Origin of the sequence: Arthrobacter sp. 9MFCol3.1 (genome assembly GCF_000620385.1) — a bacterium.
Taxonomy (GTDB): domain Bacteria; phylum Actinomycetota; class Actinomycetes; order Actinomycetales; family Micrococcaceae; genus Arthrobacter.
Genome location: NZ_JIBJ01000003.1, coordinates 331,481 through 350,542 on the forward strand (window position 1 = coordinate 331,481; position 19,062 = coordinate 350,542).

Sequence of the window (19,062 nt, forward strand, 5' to 3'; positions counted from 1 at the left end):
CTTAGCCGACAATCTGTGCGAGGGGTCGTGTGCTTTCAGGCAGCGGGGCGAAGCGGACTGGAAGACCTGTACGGGATGACTCGTAGACCGCCAGCAATATGCGTAGGGCTTTCGTCGCGTCTTGGCCGGTGACCGCCGGTTCACCGCCGCCGCGCATACTCCGGACAAAATCGCGGACTTGGGCGGTGTGGTACGGGATGAGCTGGCCGTTGATCGTGGTGAGGCTGACGTTCGGGTCAACTCCTTCAGGGTAGACGGGCTCGGTGCTGATGGCTCCGTCAACGGCCCACAGGTCCACGCGCCCGTCGCTGCCTTCCGGGAATTCGGTCAGGGAAGCGGAGGCTCCGGTTTCCCCCGTGACCCGGATCTGCACGCCCAGACTCGGGGAGACCGCCGTCGACGCTTCGAGGGTGGCCATGGCGCCGGAGGTGAACGTGATGACGGCGGTCGCTGAGTCTTCCACTTCGATGTGCTCGCCGTGCTTGTAGGTGTTGATTTTCCCGTAGACCTCGGCCACGTCTCCCATGAACCACTGCAGCAGGTCGATGTAGTGGATGGCCTGGGTCATCAGCACCCCGCCACCGTCGTTGGCCCAGGTCCCGCGCCAGGCGTCGCGGGAGTAGTACTCCGGTTGGCGGTGCAGCATCACCGAGCACTGGCCCATGATGGGCTGGCCCAGGGTGCCGTCGTCGATCGCTGCGCGGATGCGCTGGGCGGCCGGCCAGAACCGCCGCTGGAAGAGAACACCCAGCTTCACGCCGGCGTGATCGCAGGCTTTTACCATGCGCTCTGCGGATGCCAGGTCAGTGGCGATGGGCTTTTCGCAGAGCACGTGGACTCCTGCGGCGGCGGCCTGGAGCACCACGTCCTCGTGGGCGGGGTGCGGGGTGCAGACAGAGATGATGTCGAGATCCAGCCCTAGGAGCCCCTGGATGGTGTCGAGGGCTGCAGGGATTTCCCAGGCTTCGGCGGTGTCCTTGGCGCGCTGGAGGTCGATGTCGCAGACACCCACAATGACGGTGTCGTCAAGGGCGCGGAAAGCCTCGAGGTGGTTCCGGGAGATCGCCCCGCAGCCTGCGATTCCGATGCGAAGGGGGCGGGCGGTGACAAGTGATGGGGTGGTCATCAACGGGTGCCATCTTTCTGGTGCTGGTGGGAAAGTGTGGTGCGGTCCGGCCGAGGCTGGCGCGGGGCTAGTAGGTGGCCCGGCCGCCCGACAGGTCGAAGACGGAGCCGGTGGTGTAGGAGGCCGCCGGTGAAACGATGAATTCGATGAGGGCGGCCGCTTCGGCGGGCGTCCCGAACCTGCCCATGGGGATCTTGGCGGCCTGGGCCGCCTGCTGTTCTTTCGGCACTTCAGCGAAGAGCGGGGTCACCACGTTGCCCGGGGCGAGGGCGTTGACGGTGACGCCGGAAAGCGCGAACTCCTTGGCGAGTGACTTGACCAAGCCGAGGATCCCGGCCTTGCTGGCTGAGTAGGCGGGCATGTTGACTACGCCTTCCTTGCCCGCCGTCGAGGAGATATGGAGCAGCCGCCCGTAGCCTGCTTCGGCCATCCGCGGCAGGACAGCCTGCGAGAGAATGAACGCTCCCGTCAGGTTGATCTTCATGATGCGTTCGAAGTCTTCGACTGAGGTCGCGGCTGCCGGGGCCACCGGTCCCAGGATGCCGGCGCAGTTCACCACCGCGTCGAGCCCTCCCAACTCCAACGCCGCCGCGGAGACGGCCGCCGCAACCGATGCGGGATCGGTGACGTCCATGGCGAGTGATGAGGTGCCCGGTTCGGCGGGCCAGGTGGCCGAGGGCAGGTCCGCCCCTACCACCGCGGCGCCGGACGCCCGGAGGCGTGCCGCCGTCGCAAACCCGATGCCGCTGGCTGCCCCGACCACCAGGCAGCGTGACTCGGCGATGGTGCTCGGTACCTGGGAATCCATAGCTAGCTGACCGCCTGTCGAAACGCGGCCAGCATGCGCTCGGCATCTGCGGGGATTCCGGTGAAGAGCTCGAAGGCGGCGGCGGCCTGACCCACCACCATGCGTCCGCCGTCGAGGACGGCGCAGCCCTTGCCGCGGGCTGCCTTGATCAGTTCGGTTTCGAGCGGCCGGTAGATCACGTCCGCTACCCACAGCCCGGAGTGGAGCAGGTCGGGATCCACGGGCATACCGGGGTGACCCGTCATGCCGATCGGCGTTGAGTTCACCATCCCGTCGGCGTCCCGGATGCGTCCGGCGACGGCATCGATCCGGGTCACTGACAGCTGGCTGCCCGGAAAGTGCGGGGCGAGCCGGGCGGCCAGGGCCTCCGCCCGGGCCGGTTCGATGTCGGCGATGACCAGGTGCCGGGTTCCGGTGCTGAGTAGCCCAAAGGCCACTGCCGCTCCGGCTCCGCCCGCACCAATCTGCACCACGGAGTCCGTCGAGGCCGACGGAAGGCCGGCCTTGAGGCCTTCGGTGAAACCAGTGTGGTCCGTGTTGTGGCCCACGGCCTTGCCGTCGTGGAAGGTGATGGTGTTGACGGCACCAAGGATTCGGGCTTCTGGCGAAAGTTCGTCCACGCCGTCCTGGACCAGTTGCTTGCTCGGGTGGGTGACGTTCAGGCCGTCGAAGCCGAGATCGGCCGCATGCCGCACCAGCGCCGCGGACCTTTCGGCAGGTTGTCCGATAGCGTCGAGATCGATGACGCGGTACGTGTAGGCGAGACCAAGCCTATCGGCCTCGCCTTCGTGCAGGCCCGGGGTGAGGGATCCGCGGATGCCGGAACCGAGCAAACCCACCACGAAGCGATGGCTGATATCGGCTTCCCCCGGGCGGAACGCCAGGGTGCCCGCCAGGGTTTGCTGGCTCATGCCCGTACCTTCTGGGCAACTGCGCCGGAAGCGTCTTCCGGGGTGATGGACGACGCCGCGTGGCGCCGTACGTCGGATTTTTTCAGTCCCAGCAGGGCGGTCGGAGTCTTGAACGTCTCGGGTGCCAGCAGTGCTGCGACGGCGGAGATGGCGCAGGCCACGGCCGCGAACGTTGCAACCGGAACCCAGTTGGCTTTGTCGCCACCGATCAGCAGCTCGGAAATGACCGGTGCGAATCCTGCCAGGAGCAGGCCGAACATGAGGCTGATGGCCATACCGGAGTACCGGACCTTGACCGGGAACTGTTCCGGGAAGTAAGCGGGGTAGATGGAATTCGACCCGGTGTACGCAACTCCGATCAGAAGGATGCCGGTCACGAAGATCAGCGGAACATTTGCCGCTGACAGGGCCGAGAAGAACACGAAGATCATCACTATCTGCAGCACCTGGCCGGTGACGAAGACGGGCTTACGGCCAATGCGGTCGGAGAGGATGCCGGCCAGCGGGCCCATGGCCACTGCGGCGAGGTTGGCCACGGCGATCACTGTCAGCATCAGGCCCTTTTCGACGCCGACGACGGACGTGGCATAGGACAATGCGAAGACGTTGATGATGGTGTTGATGATCGTAAACATCGACATGGCAGTCACACGGATAACGGTGACCCAGTGGTGCCGGAACAGGGTGACGAGGGGAACCTTGACCACTTCGTCGTGCGCTTTGACCTCGGCGAATACCGGCGGCTCTTCCAGGAGGCGCCGGAGCACAAAGGCGATGACGGTCACCACTGCACTGGCCAAGAAGGGGATACGCCAGCCCCAGGCCAGCAGTTGGTCCTCGGGCATGGATGCCACGGGAATGAACACCAGCGTGGAGAGCACGATCCCGAACATGATGCCGCTCATCGTCCAGCTCGTGTAGAAGGCGCGCTTCCTCTCAGGGGCGTGCTCAAGGGTCAGGGAGCTTGACCCCGGCGATTCGCCGCCGGCGGAGAGCCCCTGCAGAAGCCGGAGAGCCACAATGAGGATTGGCGCTGCCATTCCAATGTCGTTGTACGTGGGCAGGCAACCGATCAGGAAGGTGGACGCGCCCATCAGCAGCAGAGTAAGCAGCAGGACCTTCTTGCGGCCAAACTTGTCGCCGAGGTGTCCGCAGATCACTGCCCCCAGCGGACGGGCGATGTACGCGACGCCAACTGTTGCAAAGGACAAGAGCATCGCGGAAGGACCGGGGGCGAAGAACAGCTTGCCGAAAATCAGCGCTGCCGCCGAGCCGAAGATAAAGAAGTCGTAGTACTCAAGTGCGCTCCCCACGAACCCCGAAACGGCTGCGATCTTCGCATTATTCTTGGGGCGTGCTGGCGCCGATGTCGACACTGACATGGTGTTCCCTTCAGGTAACGGCACCGTCTCGGGGGCTCCTCGAGTGGGCCGACTGCGAAACGGTTTGCCGCACTATGCGGCTTCTCCATCCAGTGTGGCTGCCATCACTTAGTTAGTCCACGACTAAAATGATCTATCACTATGCTGCAATTCGACTATATTAGGCGGCGGTCAGTTGGGGATCTCAGGAAAGATCTCTTCGACGACGGCGAGCACAGCCGCCAGCACGGCGGAATCATTCTCCTCGGACCATGCAATGGCGTGATTCATGAAGTGCTTCGGGGGATCCAACGCCACGTAGGTTGCGCCGGACGGGATGATCCCGGCTATCCCGCTGCTCATGAGGGTGACCCCCACGCCGGCGGCCACGAAGGTCAGCACCATGTAGGGGTCCGATAGTTCCTGGACTATGCGGGGGCGGAAGCCGGCCGCCATACACGAGGCGAGCATCACTTCGGCCATGGAGGACGAGCCATCCAGCGGCGGAGAGATGAAGTCATCGGCCGCCAGAGCCTGCAACGGTATGGACTTTTCCTGCGCCAGCGGATGATCCAGCGGGAGCACCGCCCCGATTTCCTCCCTTGCGACCAACCGCGTCATCACCGAGGGAACCGGAGTATCGGGAAGGCCCACGAAGGCAACGTCCAGGGTGCCGTTCGCGACGCTGGCTAACCCGTCGGCCGTGCGCACACGGCTCGTGAGGTCCATTTTGATGTCGGGGTGACGCCGGCGCACGGCACGGGTCAGCGGCGGGAGGGTCAGGTGGTTCACAGCTCCGGAGAATCCGATTCTGATGTTGCCCCGGATGCCCTCAACCTCGGCCTGGGCCGCCTCCCTTGCCAGCCGCATCTCACGCAACACACGGTACGCGCGCGGCAGGAGGGCATACCCCGCCGGCGTTAAGGCCACGCTTCGGGTGTTGCGCTCAAAAAGGCGCGTCCCCAAATCAGCCTCAAGCTTCCGGATCGTCTGGCTCAGCGGGGACTGTGAAGTGTGCAGGCGCTGAGCAGCACGCCCGAAGTGCAGTTCTTCGGCCACCGCAACGAACGCTTCCAGCCAACGGATCTCTGTCATGTCTTCAGAATGTACCCTCTACCTGAACATCGAACTGACAGCGTGCTGCCCTCCCTGGCATCGAGTCGTATTGGGATTGAGCCCAGCGTGGCTTCCAGCGCCGAACGAATCCGGTGATGCTAGGCACTCCCCCGCCTCAAATTAACGAAAGTCCATTATCGGCGTCCGAAAATGTGCACGGGAGCGCCTCAAAAGTGACTGGGTCGGATCTCCTCCGCGGGTCGTCTCGTCCAAAGCCCCCGGTTTAGAAATGGCCACATAGCACCGTCCTCGGACGCGGGCGTCGGCGGTCCAACCACACCGATGAGTCACTCGGGATTTACCTCTTCAGAAACCAGCGGCTCCGAAACGATCTGTTGGTGCCAGGTTGCTCGTTCCGGTACGACCGCGGCATGTCGGTCCAGCGCGTCAGACCCAGACTATTCTTGTTTTGCACATAATCAGTAACCTAATTAGTCATAGACGCTACATTGTATGGCGCCCATAATGAGGAGGACATACAGCACGTGACGCACACAGATGTGCGCGAAGGAGAAACATGAAAACGCCCCTGTCGGACAATTGGGATCGGGAAGTGGACCTTCTGGTGCTCGGTACTGGAGCGGCGGGGCTTTCAGCGGCGTTGACCGCCGCGGCCCAGGGCTCGGAAGTCCTGGTCTTGGAAAAAACCGAATTCCTCGGGGGAACCACCGCGTACTCGGCCGGGACTTGTTGGGTGCCCAACAACCGATTCCAGCGTGAAGACGGAATCCTGGACGATCACGACCGCGCCGCACGCTATCTGGATGCCGTGGTGAGCGGCAAGGCCCCGCGTGAAGGCTGGCTCGCCTATCTGGACGCCGCGCCGAAGATGCTGGACGCGATGCATGACCTCGGCGTCACCTTCCGTCGCTCCCCTGCCGTGGTCGACTACCACTCCGAACTGCCCGAGACTGGTAAGACCGGACGCGCATTGGAACCGGACCCCTTCGACGGGCGCCTGCTGGACAAGGCCGACTTCGGCCGTGTCCGTCCGCCGGTACCTGAGTTCGCTCTTCTGGGCGGGACCCTCATGTTGCGCCGCGCGGACGTGTCCGCCTTGCTCAAGCTCTACAACGGCTCGCTGGCTGAGCGTGGCAAGGCCGTGGCTCTGGCTGCACAACTCGGCCTGCGGTGGGCACTTGACCGGCTCACCCGTCCGCGAGGCACGCGTCTGGTGATGGGCAACGGGCTTGTGGCCCGCATGTTCCACGAATCGCGCAAGCGCGGGGTGGAATTCCTTTACGGTGCGCAAACCACCCAACTACTTAAGGACGGGGACCGTGTTGTCGGTGCGGTGGCTGTGCAGAACGGCAGGCGTCTGCGCATCCGTTCCCGCCAAGGCGTGGTGCTCGCCGCCGGCGGCTTCGCCCAAAACGCTGAAATGCGCAAGAAGTTGCTGCCTTCCCCCACGCCGCTCTACTCGCGGGCCGGGGAAGGGTCCACCGGAGACACGCTGTCCCTGGCCAGGGAGGCCGGTGCCACGCTGGCCAGGGATAACGGGGAAAACGCACTGTGGTTCCCCAGTTCCATCGGACGACGAAGGGACGGTTCTCGCGTGGTCTTCCCGCACATCTGGGACCGTGCCCGTCCCGGCGTGATCGCCGTGGACTCTAACGGCTTGCGATTCGTGGACGAATCCTGTTCCTACCACCGTTTCGTGCGGGCCATGTTCGCCTCCCCGGACGCCGCCGCGGTGCCGGCCTGGCTGGTCGTGGACTCGCGGACCTTGGCAAAGTACGGGCTGGGCATGATCACGATGCCCCACCTGCCGCGTGCGGCACTGCGGCGCTACATCAAGGACGGTTATCTCTACGAGGCAGAGACCCTCACCGGCTTAGCGGCGCAGATCGGCGTGGATGCCGCTGGCTTGGAGTCGACCGTGCAGCGCTACAACGGATTTGCCGCCACCGGCGTGGATGAGGACTTCCACAAGGGCGAGCTGCTCTTCGGTCAGGTGGCCGGGGACCCGGAGCATGGGCCGAACCCGAACATCGGGCCGCTGCTGAAGGCGCCCTTTTATGCGATGGCCGTCGTGCCCACACCGCTGGCCACCGCCTACGGGGTGCTCACCGACGGAAACGGGCAGGCACTTGATACCCAGGGCAACCCGGTGGCCGGACTCTATGCCGCTGGAAACGACGCCGCGTCGGTCATGGGCTCGGAATACCCCGGCGCAGGCGTGCAGGTCGGCTCCGGCATGACCTTCGGCTGGCAGGCGGCCCGCCACGCGGCCGCCACAGCCCAGGCCGCGGCTAGTCTGGAGGAATATAAGGCACTCTAGTGCTCGAGAGCGGGAGTAACGGGAATCCGGTTGCTGGAGGCCGTTGTTGCGGCGTCAGGAAGTGCCCTCCGCCGAATCCGTGACCCGGTTGTGCACGGCAGAGCAGCCGCTCAGCCTAACAACCCGCCAGCTCTGGAACGCGCTACGGGTGTCGGGCTATTCCAGGCAGCGCCCGCCCGGAGGAACTGACGGCCGCCGGAGATGCCCTGCTCCCGGTCGCTGGAGGAATCTACTTAAGGGTAGCCAGGAGCGCCGGCAGCCTCCCCGCGCTCTGATACCAAGCGCTTGGTTTCCCTAATTAGCCCCAGGAACGCCCGACGGCGGGCACTACCGCCGTCGGGCGTTCCTGATGTGGCGGCGCTAAAGAGCGTATCCCTCCCGGCCGGATTCGCCGCTATCTGTTTGCTTAAACCGCGATAGCTTGACGGAAGGTCCATCATCGGCGTTGAAAGTACGGGAGTGTAAGTAGCTGACGACTCCCGTCCCATGAACCAATTCCGCATTTTGGCAGGACAGGTGGGCCTTTGCGGCGGTGACGGCGTTCAGGCGCTGGAGCCTGAATTCCTTGTTGGATCGTTTGCTCCCGCAGGTTTCCTATTCGATCCCCTTGCCATTTCGACAAACCACCGCCGCCCACGGGTAACCTTGAGCCATGGCCTCATCCACACCCAACCTCGCGACGCGCTGGGAACCCCTGCCCCTGCGAGTCGTGGCGGAGCTGCTCGGGCCGTCATCGGCGCGTTGGTGGTTGTCCGGAGGGGTGGCGCTCGACCACTGGCTCGGCACTAACACTCGCGAGCACGACAATATCGATGTCAGCACGACGATCACCGACCTGCCCCAAGTGGTGCAGGACTTGCCGGCGCCGTTTAGCGCGTGGGCTCCGTCAGGCGACGGCGTTCTCCCCTGGGCAGAGGCTGATATGGACGCCGATCTGCAGCCGATCCGTATCCATGACGACGCAACGGGCGCATGGGTACTGCAGGTCAACGTCGAGGACGGTACGGATAGCGTGTGGGTCTATCGACGAGATCCCCGGCTGCAACTGCCGTGGGATCGTGCAGTGATCGACGTCGACGGCATTCCGACCGGGGCGCCCGAGGTGCAGCTGGTCTGGAAGGCGCTGCGTCCCCGTCCGGAGGACGACGCCGACAAGGATGCGGTTCTACCGGAGCTCTCTAACGAAGCCCGCGCCTGGTGGGAGCACGCGATTCTGACGATCCACCCGCACTCGTCATGGTCGATCCATGTGCGTAGCCCGTTCGCTCCGGGTAAGGCCAGCTGGAACAGGACGAAACGCTAGCGCTCCGCTTGGGCCTGCCGGCGATGGGCAGCCTGCCTGTGTCGCGTCGGTGAGGTGGCCTACGATCCAGCCGATTCTCAAGAGCTAGTGGCAGCACCCTGCAGGACGTGGTCGGGCCTTCTCCAAGAACCTCGTCATGCTGCCAGACAATCTCGAGGTCGACTGGCGACACCGGGTCTCACCGTCCCCACCGACCTCTTCAGTCACGCCGATGCAGCGTGAGCGGCCTGTCCGATTTTGAGACGCCCTCAGACGCCTATGACTTCGACTTGTATTCATCCGCCGCAACCGCATCAAGCACCAGCGAGCGGAACCATCGCTGCGCCTGCGAGAGGCTGGCCTCGCGCCGCGTGTACAACTCCACTGGTGTGCTCTGCCCGGGCCAGGGCAGCTCGGCGATGCGAAGGCGGGGGAACCAGCCACAAAACACCCCCGCTACATGTCGAGGCAGCAAGACGACCAGATCCGTCGCCTCGAGCACGGCGGGCACGGTGCCGTATTCCTCCATGGTCAGCACGACCTGGGACATCAAGTCGTGTTCGGTCAGCGCCTGCAAAGGATAGACGTGCCCGCCACGGGCGGAGACCCGCACAAAGCGCCTCCCCTCGAACATGTCAGGTCCGGTCGCGGGCAGTGGATGCGACCCGGACGACAGAGCCACGTATTCGACCGAACGCACGTGCGTCCTCCACAGCCGCGGTGTGGCGATCCGCGACACGGTCAATGCCAGATCGATGGTGCCGCGGATTAGCCCGCTCTCGACCTCGTCCGAATCGAGCCGTTCTACCTGTATTCGCGGATCGGCGCCGGCCCGCCCGAGGGCGGTCATGATCGGTGGGAGGAACGTCTGCTCGCCGATCGAGGTGAGTCCGAGGACGAGTTCGCCGCTGAATCCGGTCGGTTCGAACACGTCCGATCCCATGACGGTCGCGTCTATTTGTGCCAAGGCGTTGTGTAGGGGCCCAAACAGTTGCGTCGCCTTCGCGGTCGGCACCATGTCGTTTCCTTCGCGACGGAACAGCTCGTCGCCGAACCGCTCCCTGAGCCGCTTCAGGGAATAGCTGACCGTGGGCTGTGTCACGTGCAGTCGCCTGGCGGCGCCCGTAACGCTGCGCAGCTCGTAGAGCGTGACGAATGTCCGGATCTGGTTGAGGTCGGTGAACGTCATGCCATAGATCCTATCTATGGCTCTGCCTTTGCATATCTATTGGACCGCAGTGGCAAACACCCCTAAAGTCAGTTTTGGGGCAGCACTGATCCAACGAAGTGCAGCTGCTCTCGCACCGCATACACTCAGTGACAAGGACGACACGCGTGATTATCGACATCCACGGCCACTACACCACAGCTCCAAAACAGCTTGGAGCCTGGCGTGATCTGCAGATCGCATTCACTGAAGGACGCGCGGACGCTCCTGACCCTGCGACCCTGCGCATCAGCGATGACGACATCCGTGAGACCATCGAGGCCAACCAGCTCAAGCTCATGAACGAGCGCGGCAGCGACGTCACCGTATTCAGCCCTCGCGCCTCGTTCATGGCGCACCACATCGGAGACCTCGCTGTGAGCGAGACCTGGGCACGGATCTGCAACGACCTGTGCGCCCGCGTCAGCGAGCTCTACCCCGAACGCTTCCTAATGGGGGCGATGCTCCCCCAGTCCCCCGGCACGGATCCCGCGACGAGCGTTGCCGAGCTTACTCGTGCCGTCGAGGAACTCGGCGCCGTCACCGTGAACCTCAACCCCGACCCGTCCGGCGGCAACTGGACGTCCCCGCCGCTGACCGATCGCTCGTGGTACCCGATATACGAGAAACTCGTCGAGTACGAGATCCCGGCGATGGTGCACGTCAGCACGTCGTGCAACCCGGCCTTCCACACGACCGGAGCGCACTACCTCAACGCCGACACCACCGCGTTCATGCAATTACTCCAGGGCGATCTGTTCCGCGACTTCCCCGAGTTGAAGCTCGTAATCCCTCACGGCGGCGGCGCCGTTCCCTACCACTGGGGGCGCTTCCGTGGGCTCGCAATGGCGCTGGGCAAGCCCGTAATCGAGGAGCACCTGCTGAACAACGTGTTCTTCGACACCTGCGTGTACCACCAGCCGGGCATCGACCTTCTTACCAAGGTCGTCCCGACCGAGAACATTCTCTTCGCGAGCGAGATGATCGGCGCCGTGCGCGACGTCGACCCGCGCAGCGGACACTACTTCGACGACACCAAGCGGTACGTCGACGCCACCACGAACCTGAACGACGTGCAGCGCGCGCAGGTGTTCGAAGCCAACGCCCGTCGTGTCTACCCAAGGCTTGACCGCGCCCTTACTGCGCGCGGACTCTGAGAGGACCATCAATTGCGACTGAACAACCTCGGCATCGTCCGCACCAACATCGAACGTCCGGATCCCACGGACGTCAAACGGCTTTCGCAGTTCGGCGTCGCCACTATCCACGAGGCGATGGGGCGAGTCGGGCTCCTGCGCCCCTACATCAGGCCGGCCTACACCGGCGCTAAGCTCTGTGGTCCGGCAGTGACCGTGCTGCTACAGCCTGGTGACAACTGGATGTTCCACGTCGCCGCCGAGCAGGTGCAGGAAGGCGATGTGATCGTCGCTGGCTGCACCACCGAAAGCGAGGACGGCTTCTTCGGTGAGCTGCTCGCCACCTCGCTGACCGCCCGCGGCTGCAAGGGCTTGGTGATCGACGGTGGCGTCCGCGACGTCGCCGATCTGGAGAAGATGGATTTCCCGGTGTTCTCCCGCGCTGTCAACGCCAAAGGCACGGTCAAGGCCACCCTCGGATCGGTGAACATCCCCGTAGTGGTCGCGAACGCTGTGGTGAACCCTGGCGACGTGGTCGTGGCCGACGTCGACGGCGTCGTGGTTGTCCCGCGCGAGCTTGTCGGAGCGGTGGCAGACGCCAGCCAGAAGCGCGAGGATAACGAGGAAGCCAAACGCGTGAAGTTCCGTGAGGGCGTCTTGGGCCTGGATATCTACGGCATGCGAGAGCCGCTCGCCGCCGCCGGCCTCGAGTACGTGGAGAAGTGACCATGGCGCACGGAGACACCACGGGTGGCTTCGAGAAGTCTGCAGGCTGGCTCGACTGGTACGACGGCCCCACCAAGCCCACGTTCCGCCTGCCGGCCGGCGCGGTCGACGCGCACTGCCACGTGTTCGGGCCCGGGAAGCAGTTCCCTTACGCCCCCGAGCGGAAGTACACCCCGTGCGATGCCTCGGCGGAGCAGCTCTTCGCGCTGCGCGACCACCTCGGCTTCGACCGCAACGTGATCGTCCAGGCGACCTGCCACGGCGCCGACAACCGGGCACTGGTCGATGCGCTGCAGCGCAGCGGCGGCCGCGCCCGCGGCGTCGCCACGGTCCGCCGCGACGTGACCGAGGAGCAGCTGGCCGAGCTGCACGCGGCCGGCGTCCGCGGGGTCCGGTTCAACTTCGTCAAGCGCCTCGTCGACCGGGTGCCCACCGACTCGCTCGAGGAGATCGTCGCGAAGATCGCGCCGCTCGGCTGGCACGTGGTCATCTACTTCGAGGCCGAGGACCTGCCGGAGCTCTACGACTTCTTCTCTGCGATCCCGACCGACGTCGTCGTCGACCATATGGGCCGACCCGACGTGTCCAAGGACCCGGACGGCCCTGAGTTCGCACTGTTCCTGCGCTTCATGCGCGAGAACACCAATGTGTGGACCAAGGTCTCCTGCCCAGAGCGCCTGTCCGTCACCGGCCCGCACGCTCTCGACGGCGAACAGCACGCCTACACCGACGTGGTGCCGTTCGCCCGACGCGTGGTCGAGGAGTTCCCCGACCGCGTGCTGTGGGGAACCGATTGGCCCCACCCCAACCTCAAGGACCACATGCCCGACGACGGGCTGCTGGTCGACTACATCCCACAGATCGCGACGACGCCCGAGCTCCAGCAGAAGCTGCTCGTGGACAACCCGCGCCGCCTCTACTGGCCCGAAGGAGCATGACATGGCACTCGACAAGCCGTACAAGGACGTTCCCGGCACGATCATCTTCGACGCGGAGATGGCCCGCAAGGGATACCACCTCAACCAGTTCTCGATGTCGCTGATGAAGCCCGAGAACCGCAAGCGCTACCTGGCCGACCGCGAGGCGTACCTCGATGAGTGGCCCCTTTCGCCCAAGCAGCGCCAGGCTGTGCTGGACATGGACCTCAACGCCATGATGGCCGAGGGCGGCAACATCTACTTCCTGAGCAAGATCGGCGCCACGCACGGCCTGAGCTTCCAGCAGATGGCCGGCTCCATGACTGGCATGTCCGAGGCCGCCTACCGCGACATGATGATCGGCGGCGGACGCCGCCCCGAGGGCAACCGCCTCAAGGACCTCGACGGCTGGGTCCCGCCGGCGCCGCGCGAGAAGTCCGAGACCATGCGCGAGAACGCCCCGGCGAAGTACATGTCGGCGCTGTTCACCTCGCATGTCCCGGCGATCGGTGCCGCGATGGACCTCGGCAAAACGGAGGAGCCGTACTGGAAGAAGGTGTTCTCCGGGTACGAGTGGACCCGCAGGTGGGCCAAGGAGAATACGCCCGACGTCGTCATCCTCGTCTACAACGACCACGCGACGGCCTTCGACTCGTCGATCATCCCCACCTTTGTGCTCGGCACCGGGGCAGAGTACCCGGTCGCGGACGAGGGCTACGGTCCCCGCCCTGTGCCCGACGTGAAGGGCTACCCGGAGTTCGCCGCGCACATCGCCCAGTCGGTCATCCAGGACGACTTCGACCTCACGCTCGTCAACGAGATGGTCGTGGACCACGGGCTCACCGTGCCGCTCTCGCTCGTCTTCGGCGACGTCGAGGAGTGGCCATGCAAGGTCATCCCGCTGGCCGTCAACGTGGTGCAGTATCCGGTGCCTTCCGGCCGCCGCTGCTACGAGCTCGGCAAGGCCCTTCGCCGCGCCCTTGACAAGTGGGACGGCCCGGAGCTTAACGTGCAGATCTGGGGCACCGGCGGCATGAGCCACCAGCTCCAGGGTCCGCGCGCCGGCCTCATCAACGAGGAGTGGGACAACGCGTTCCTCGACCACCTCATCGCCGACCCGCTGGGCCTGACCGAGTGGGATCACATGGAGTACGTCGATGAGGCGGGCTCCGAGGGCATCGAGCTCGTCGACTGGCTGATCGCGCGCGGCGCGATGGACGACCAGTTCGGCGGCGAGGCGCCTTCTGTTGACCACCGGTTCTACCACGTGCCGGCGTCGAACACCGCCGTCGGCCACCTTGTTCTCACGAACCCGACCGACTGACCGCATCCGCAACTAAGGAGCCCCCATGACTGACAAGATCCGTGTGGCCGTCGTCGGCGCCGCAGGCGCCTTCGGCATGAAACATCTCGACGGCCTGATGAACATCCCCGATGCCGAGGTGACCGTCGTCAGCGGCACGCGGCTCGAACCGACCCAGGCAGTCGCCGCGAAGTACGGCGTCGCCAACGCCGTCGTCGGGCTCGACGCCGTGCTCGAGCGCGACGACGTCGATGCCGTCATCCTCGCCACGCCCACGGGTCTGCACGCCTCGCAGACCCAAGAGGTCCTCAAGGCCGGCAAGCACGTGCAAGTCGAGATCCCGCTCGCCGACTCGGTCGCCGACGCCGAGGCGACGCTCGCCGCGGCCGAGGCGTCCGACCGCATCGCCATGGTGGGCCACACGCGGCGGTTCAACCCCTCGCACCAGCTCGTGCACAACCGGATCGCCGAGGGCTCGTTCAACGTGCAGCAGATGGACGTGCAGACGTACTTCTTCCGCCGCACGAACACGAATGCCAAGGGCGAGCCGCGCTCCTGGACCGACCACCTGCTGTGGCACCACGCCGCGCACACTGTCGACCTGTTCGCCTACCAGGCGGGCAAGATCGTGCAGGCGAACGCGATCCAGGGCCCCATCAACCCGGATCTGGGCATCGCGATGGACATGTCGATCCAGCTCAAGAGCGAGACCGGGGCGATCTGCACCCTGTCCCTCTCGTTCAACAACAACGGCCCGTTCGGCACGTTCTTCCGCTACATCGGCGACACCGAGACGTACATCGCGCGCTACGACGACCTCTTCAACGGCCGCGACGAGCAGATCGACGTCTCGAAGGTGGCGGTGAGCATGAACGGCATCGAGCTGCAGGACCGCGAGTTCGTCAGCGCGATCCGCGAGGGGCGCGAGCCGAACTCGTCGATCCGCCAGGTCATCGACTGCTACCGCGTGCTCGGCGCGCTTGAGGAGCAGCTGGCGTGAGGCTACCCCCTACCGGTCTGGGCTGTATGTCGCTGAGCCACGCGTACGGCGTCCCCCCGTCGCGTGACGAGGGGCTGGCGATGCTGCGCGCAGCTCTCGATGAAGGCATCGGGATGCTCGACACGGCAACACTGTACGGCGGCGGCCGCAACGAAGAGCTTGTAGGTGCTGCGATCGCGGGGCGCCGCGACGAGGTCTTCCTGGCGAGTAAGTGCGGGATGGCGTCCGTCGACGGCGTGAAAGTCATCGATGGACGCCCCGATACGCTGCGCGCACAGGTCGATGCTTCGCTGAGCCGCCTTGGCGTCGATTACATCGACCTGTACTACCTTCACCGGTGGGACAAGAAGGTGCCGATCGGCGATAGCGTCGGCGCGCTGGCCGAGATGGTCGCCGCGGGCAAGATCGGCGCAATCGGCCTGTCCGAGGTGTCGGTCGCGCGACTGCGCGAGGCGCAGTCAATCACCCCTATCGCAGCCGTGCAAAACGAGTACTCGCTGTGGAGTCGCAATGCCGAGCTTGGCATGCTCGACGCCACTCGCGAGGACGGCGTGACCCTGGTTGCGTTTTCGCCGGTCGCAAGGGGTTTCCTCGCCGATGCGATCAAGGACCCAGGTGAGCTGGCCCCAAACGACATCCGCCGCAGCATGCCGCGCTTCCAGCCCGAGCACTGGGGTGCGAATGCGACGCTGCTGGCCTCTTGGCGTGAGCTGGCTGCGGAGGCCGGTTGCACCCCAGCACAGCTCGCGCTGGTCTGGCTGCTCTCCCGCGGCGATCACGTTCTGCCGATCCCGGGAACAACGAGCGTCGCGCACCTGCGTGAGAACATGGCGGCGGCCGACATCTCTGTCGACGGCGCGCTGCTGACGCGGGCCGGCGAGCTGATTGGCACGGCTACCATCTCTGGCGCGCGATATGCGCCAGCATCTGCTGCCGAAGTAGACGCCGAGACTTTCGAGGATGCCGCATGAGGGCGATCTCGTCGATGGCCACCCGACACGTTCTCGCCGACCTCGCTGAAGCTGCCGCCGGGGCCGGGCTACCGCTTCTGCAGCTCGAATCCGTAGGCGGAGTGAACGCCGCCCAGCGGGTAGCCGCCGGCGAGCCGTTCGACCTTGTATTCCTCGCCGAGGACGCTCTCCAACGCCTCGCTGCCGAGGGGCACGTCGATCCGGCATCCATCACCCCGATCGTACTGTCGGAGGTCGCCGTAGGCGTGCCCGCACGCAGCGCCGATGCAGCCACATGTTCCGAAGGAACGGCCTTTGCGAATGCCGACGAGCTTCGCGCCGCCCTGCGCGCGGCATTCCGCATCGGATATTCCACCGGACCGAGCGGCACCGAGCTATTGCGCATGATCGACCAATGGGGCATGACCGATGAGGTCAGCGACCGGCTTGTGCAGGCCCGCCCAGGCGTACCCGTGGCGCGCCTGCTTGCCGAGGGAGAGGTCGATCTCGGCCTGCAGCAGCTCAGCGAACTGGTCGGGCAACGCGGCGTGCGCATCCTCGGCGTTCTCCCGGCCGACTGCGCGATTTGCACGGTCTTCGCGGGTGCTGTCGCGGCATCCTCCGACAACGCGGCTCGTGCTGCGGAGGTGTTGGCCTTCTTCCGCTCCGACTTCTCGGCATCGATCAAGTCGTCGCACAGTTTTCGCGCGCCCTGAGGCCCTGCCGTGACGGATTGACTGATACGGGTCCTGCAGACGTTTACACCGATGCGAGGCGTGCAGGCGACCGTGGAGAACGAGCGGGCGAAGGGCAGTCCTGCCTTCCACTTCGCGCCGGGGTCCTCGGCGAGCTGGGTCAAACGCCTGAGGCCTTCGGCCCTCCGTATGAGCCTGTAAAGTCCCGGACGGCCCCGGGCAAGCTGTACGTCCAGGCGCAGCATTTCACGGTCGCGTGGTTGCCCGGACTCCGCGTGCGCTGTGTCAGAGGACCTGTTGCGAAACGACAGGTCCACCTTGGTTGAACAAACGGCTCGATCCGGGACCATTGATCATCGATTGGGGTAGTTCGTGACACCCGCCTCAAGCATTCCAGCCCTTGAACGGCCGGTTTGGGCGCAACGTACTAACGTCGCCCGACGATCGTGGACACTCCGGCCTGGCGGCCGCCGTAGTCGTTGCCGATCTGGCGTGCAGCGTCCTGCAGGAGCGGAACGACCGTTTTTTCGATGGCTTCCGCCGGAGCCCGGTGCGTCTGCAGGGACACGTTGATGGCCGCGACGACGTCGTTGCCGCGCCACACCGGCACGGCCACCCCGCGCAGGCCCTCCTCCAGTTCCTGCGACACCATCGACCAGCCCTTGGCCCGTGCCGAGTCGATTTCTGCCCGGAGCTGGTCGACGCTTCCGACGGAACGCTCGGTGAAGCGCTGCAGATTGACCGAGTCGAAGTACGCCTGCAGTTCCGGTTCTGAGAGCGCCGCCAGGAGGACGCGCCCCATCGACGTTGCCCACGCGGGGAACCGTGTGCCCACGCTAATGGAGACGCTGAGGAGCCGCGGCGAGGGCACGCAGGCGACATAGACCACGTCGGTGCCGTCCAGGATGCACAGCGAGGTTGTTTCGTTGAGCCGCGCGGCGAGTGACTTCAGGTGCGGCTCCGCTGCTTTGGGGAGCGTCAGGTTCGCCAGGAACGACTGGCCGATGTCCAGCGAGCGGGGCGTCAGCTCGAAGTGTGGGCCGTCGGCGCGGAGGTAGCCCAGATCCGTCAGGGTCAGCAGGAACCGCCGCGCGGAGGCCCGGGTCATGTCCGCCCTGGTGGCGACCTGGGAGACGGTCAGCCGCGGAGCGTCCGGGGTAAAGGCGAGCAGGACGTCGAAGGCCTTTTCCACCGACTTCACAAAGTACGCCGGTTGCTCCTCCATGGACTCCCTGTCTCCTTGAACCTGCACTACCGCCGGCAGAAACCGAATGGCTGCAGGCGTGTTTTTCGATCATATAGGTCCCGGGACAACGACGGCGGCGCTTGCCTCCCGGCGTCGGTCAGCTCTTCGTCCGGATGGCGGCGAGCGTGTGCTGCAGCAGCGCATCCGTCTGCGGTGCCAGGTTAAGGAGAGGAATCATGGCGGCTGCCTGGGCTCGGAGGTGGTCCCAGCCGTCGGCGCAGCACAGTCCCTGTTCCCTCGCGGCGGCTATCGTGCCGGTCACGTGTCCGGCGTAGACGAAGTCGTAGATGAAGGCGTCCCCGGCCAGCCGGGCCCCGCCCCAGACCGGCGCGTCGTCGCCCCCTTTGCCGACCGGCGTCGCGTTGACGATCAGCGAGGCCCGGGACGCCTGTTCTTGCGCCTCCGCCCACGAGGTCGTCTCCGCGTCCATGCCCAGGCTTCCGGCGAGTGCGAGCAACTCCCCCGCCGCGTTCAGGTCCCGGTCGGCAATGGTGACCCGTCCCGTCAGTCCCTTGAGCGCCACAAGCGCTGCCCGGGCCGCGCCGCCGGCCCCCAGCATGACCGCATGCCGCTGCTGCCGGCCGCCGAGCAGTTCAGCGACGGCGGCAACGTCCGTGTTGTGCGCGACCAGCCTCCGACCGTCACGGATGAGCAAGTTTGAGGCGCCGCTCAGCCGGACCGCTTCGGTCGCAACGTCGGCGGCCTGCGCGGCCCACTGCTTGTGGGGCATCGTGACATTGGCGGCCACGACGTCGGATTCCAGCAACCGGGCGCGGACCCCGGCCATGGGCACGCCGCGCGGCACGTCCCAGGCCTCATAGCCCCAGCGCCTGCCGAGCTGTTCGAGGACGGGATTCCACAGCCCCGGCGACATGGCTTGCGAGGCTTCCGAGCCGATGAGGAACAGCCGGGAGCCCGGTGTCTGGTTGTCCATGGTGCCGCCTTTCAGAATGTCGGGACCGCAGGGCAAGCAATTAATCGTTGTGAGGCACCTCAC

At 65.4% G+C, this 19,062-nt stretch carries 17 protein-coding genes; 9 read left to right on the plus strand and 8 right to left on the minus strand.

Translation table 11 applies throughout. From position 1 onward, the window contains the following. Position 1: 1 nt before the first annotated feature. From C560_RS0101565 to C560_RS0101585, 5 genes are all read right to left on the minus strand, one after another. Positions 2-1,126, minus strand: coding sequence for a Gfo/Idh/MocA family protein (locus tag C560_RS0101565; RefSeq protein WP_026536870.1), 1,125 nt, complete (start codon positions 1,124-1,126; stop codon positions 2-4). A gap of 67 nt (positions 1,127-1,193) precedes the next feature. Next, positions 1,194-1,934 carry an SDR family NAD(P)-dependent oxidoreductase gene (locus C560_RS0101570; protein WP_081801583.1) on the minus strand — a complete coding sequence of 247 codons (741 nt, stop codon included), beginning with the start codon at positions 1,932-1,934 and terminating at the stop codon, positions 1,194-1,196. A 2-nt stretch (positions 1,935-1,936) separates the two neighbouring features. Continuing rightward, a complete protein-coding gene (locus C560_RS0101575; RefSeq protein ID WP_081801584.1) occupies positions 1,937-2,845 on the minus strand; it encodes a shikimate dehydrogenase in 909 nt (302 codons plus the stop codon). Beyond that, positions 2,842-4,227 carry an MFS transporter gene (locus C560_RS20990; protein WP_051532942.1) on the minus strand — a complete coding sequence of 462 codons (1,386 nt, stop codon included), beginning with the start codon at positions 4,225-4,227 and terminating at the stop codon, positions 2,842-2,844. Before C560_RS20990 ends, C560_RS0101575 begins: the two co-directional genes overlap by 4 nt. Before the next feature lie 171 nt (positions 4,228-4,398). Then, complete coding sequence (locus C560_RS0101585) at positions 4,399-5,301, minus strand: LysR substrate-binding domain-containing protein (RefSeq protein ID WP_026536873.1); 903 nt, start codon at positions 5,299-5,301, stop codon at positions 4,399-4,401. A gap of 538 nt (positions 5,302-5,839) precedes the next feature. Between C560_RS0101585 and C560_RS0101590 the strand changes: the two genes are divergently transcribed. Together C560_RS0101590 and C560_RS0101595 are read left to right on the plus strand one after the other, a co-directional pair. Further along, positions 5,840-7,603 (plus strand): FAD-dependent oxidoreductase, encoded by a 1,764-nt coding sequence (locus C560_RS0101590; RefSeq protein WP_026536874.1) that lies wholly within the window; start codon positions 5,840-5,842, stop codon positions 7,601-7,603. 652 nt (positions 7,604-8,255) lie between these two features. Then, positions 8,256-8,906, plus strand: coding sequence for a nucleotidyltransferase domain-containing protein (locus tag C560_RS0101595; protein WP_026536875.1), 651 nt, complete (start codon positions 8,256-8,258; stop codon positions 8,904-8,906). Positions 8,907-9,162: 256 nt separating this feature from the next. On the opposite strand, the gene C560_RS0101600 is transcribed toward C560_RS0101595, so the two are convergent. Next, complete coding sequence (locus C560_RS0101600; protein ID WP_026536876.1) at positions 9,163-10,074, minus strand: LysR family transcriptional regulator; 912 nt, start codon at positions 10,072-10,074, stop codon at positions 9,163-9,165. Between the two features lie 146 nt (positions 10,075-10,220). Between C560_RS0101600 and C560_RS0101605 the strand changes: the two genes are divergently transcribed. From C560_RS0101605 to C560_RS0101635, 7 genes are read left to right on the plus strand one after another with little or no spacing between them, the layout of a single operon-like run. Continuing rightward, positions 10,221-11,249, plus strand: a complete 1,029-nt coding sequence (locus tag C560_RS0101605; protein ID WP_026536877.1) for an amidohydrolase family protein — start codon at positions 10,221-10,223, stop codon at positions 11,247-11,249. Between the two features lie 12 nt (positions 11,250-11,261). After that, entirely contained in the window at positions 11,262-11,954 is a 693-nt protein-coding gene (gene ligK / locus C560_RS0101610) for a 4-carboxy-4-hydroxy-2-oxoadipate aldolase/oxaloacetate decarboxylase (RefSeq protein ID WP_197026086.1), read from the plus strand. Between the two features lie 2 nt (positions 11,955-11,956). Beyond that, positions 11,957-12,892: an amidohydrolase family protein gene (locus tag C560_RS0101615; RefSeq protein WP_043422252.1), complete on the plus strand. Its 936-nt coding sequence runs from the start codon at positions 11,957-11,959 to the stop codon at positions 12,890-12,892. 1 nt (position 12,893) lies between these two features. After that, positions 12,894-14,195: a protocatechuate 4,5-dioxygenase subunit alpha/beta gene (locus C560_RS0101620; RefSeq protein WP_026536880.1), complete on the plus strand. Its 1,302-nt coding sequence runs from the start codon at positions 12,894-12,896 to the stop codon at positions 14,193-14,195. A 25-nt stretch (positions 14,196-14,220) separates the two neighbouring features. After that, positions 14,221-15,174, plus strand: coding sequence for a Gfo/Idh/MocA family oxidoreductase (locus C560_RS0101625; RefSeq protein ID WP_197026087.1), 954 nt, complete (start codon positions 14,221-14,223; stop codon positions 15,172-15,174). Positions 15,175-15,200: 26 nt separating this feature from the next. Continuing rightward, positions 15,201-16,145 carry an aldo/keto reductase gene (locus tag C560_RS0101630; protein WP_051532970.1) on the plus strand — a complete coding sequence of 315 codons (945 nt, stop codon included), beginning with the start codon at positions 15,201-15,203 and terminating at the stop codon, positions 16,143-16,145. Beyond that, the gene (locus C560_RS0101635; RefSeq protein ID WP_026536883.1) at positions 16,142-16,840 is read left to right on the plus strand and encodes a substrate-binding domain-containing protein; all 699 of its coding nucleotides are present in this window, start codon (positions 16,142-16,144) and stop codon (positions 16,838-16,840) included. Before C560_RS0101630 ends, C560_RS0101635 begins: the two co-directional genes overlap by 4 nt. A gap of 406 nt (positions 16,841-17,246) precedes the next feature. Here the strand turns inward: C560_RS0101635 and C560_RS0101645 are convergent, their stop codons facing one another. Both C560_RS0101645 and C560_RS0101650 read right to left on the minus strand, forming a co-directional pair. Further along, entirely contained in the window at positions 17,247-18,044 is a 798-nt protein-coding gene (locus C560_RS0101645; protein WP_026536884.1) for an IclR family transcriptional regulator domain-containing protein, read from the minus strand. Positions 18,045-18,162: 118 nt separating this feature from the next. After that, positions 18,163-18,999 (minus strand): shikimate dehydrogenase family protein, encoded by an 837-nt coding sequence (locus tag C560_RS0101650; RefSeq protein WP_043422254.1) that lies wholly within the window; start codon positions 18,997-18,999, stop codon positions 18,163-18,165. Positions 19,000-19,062 lie beyond the last annotated feature (63 nt).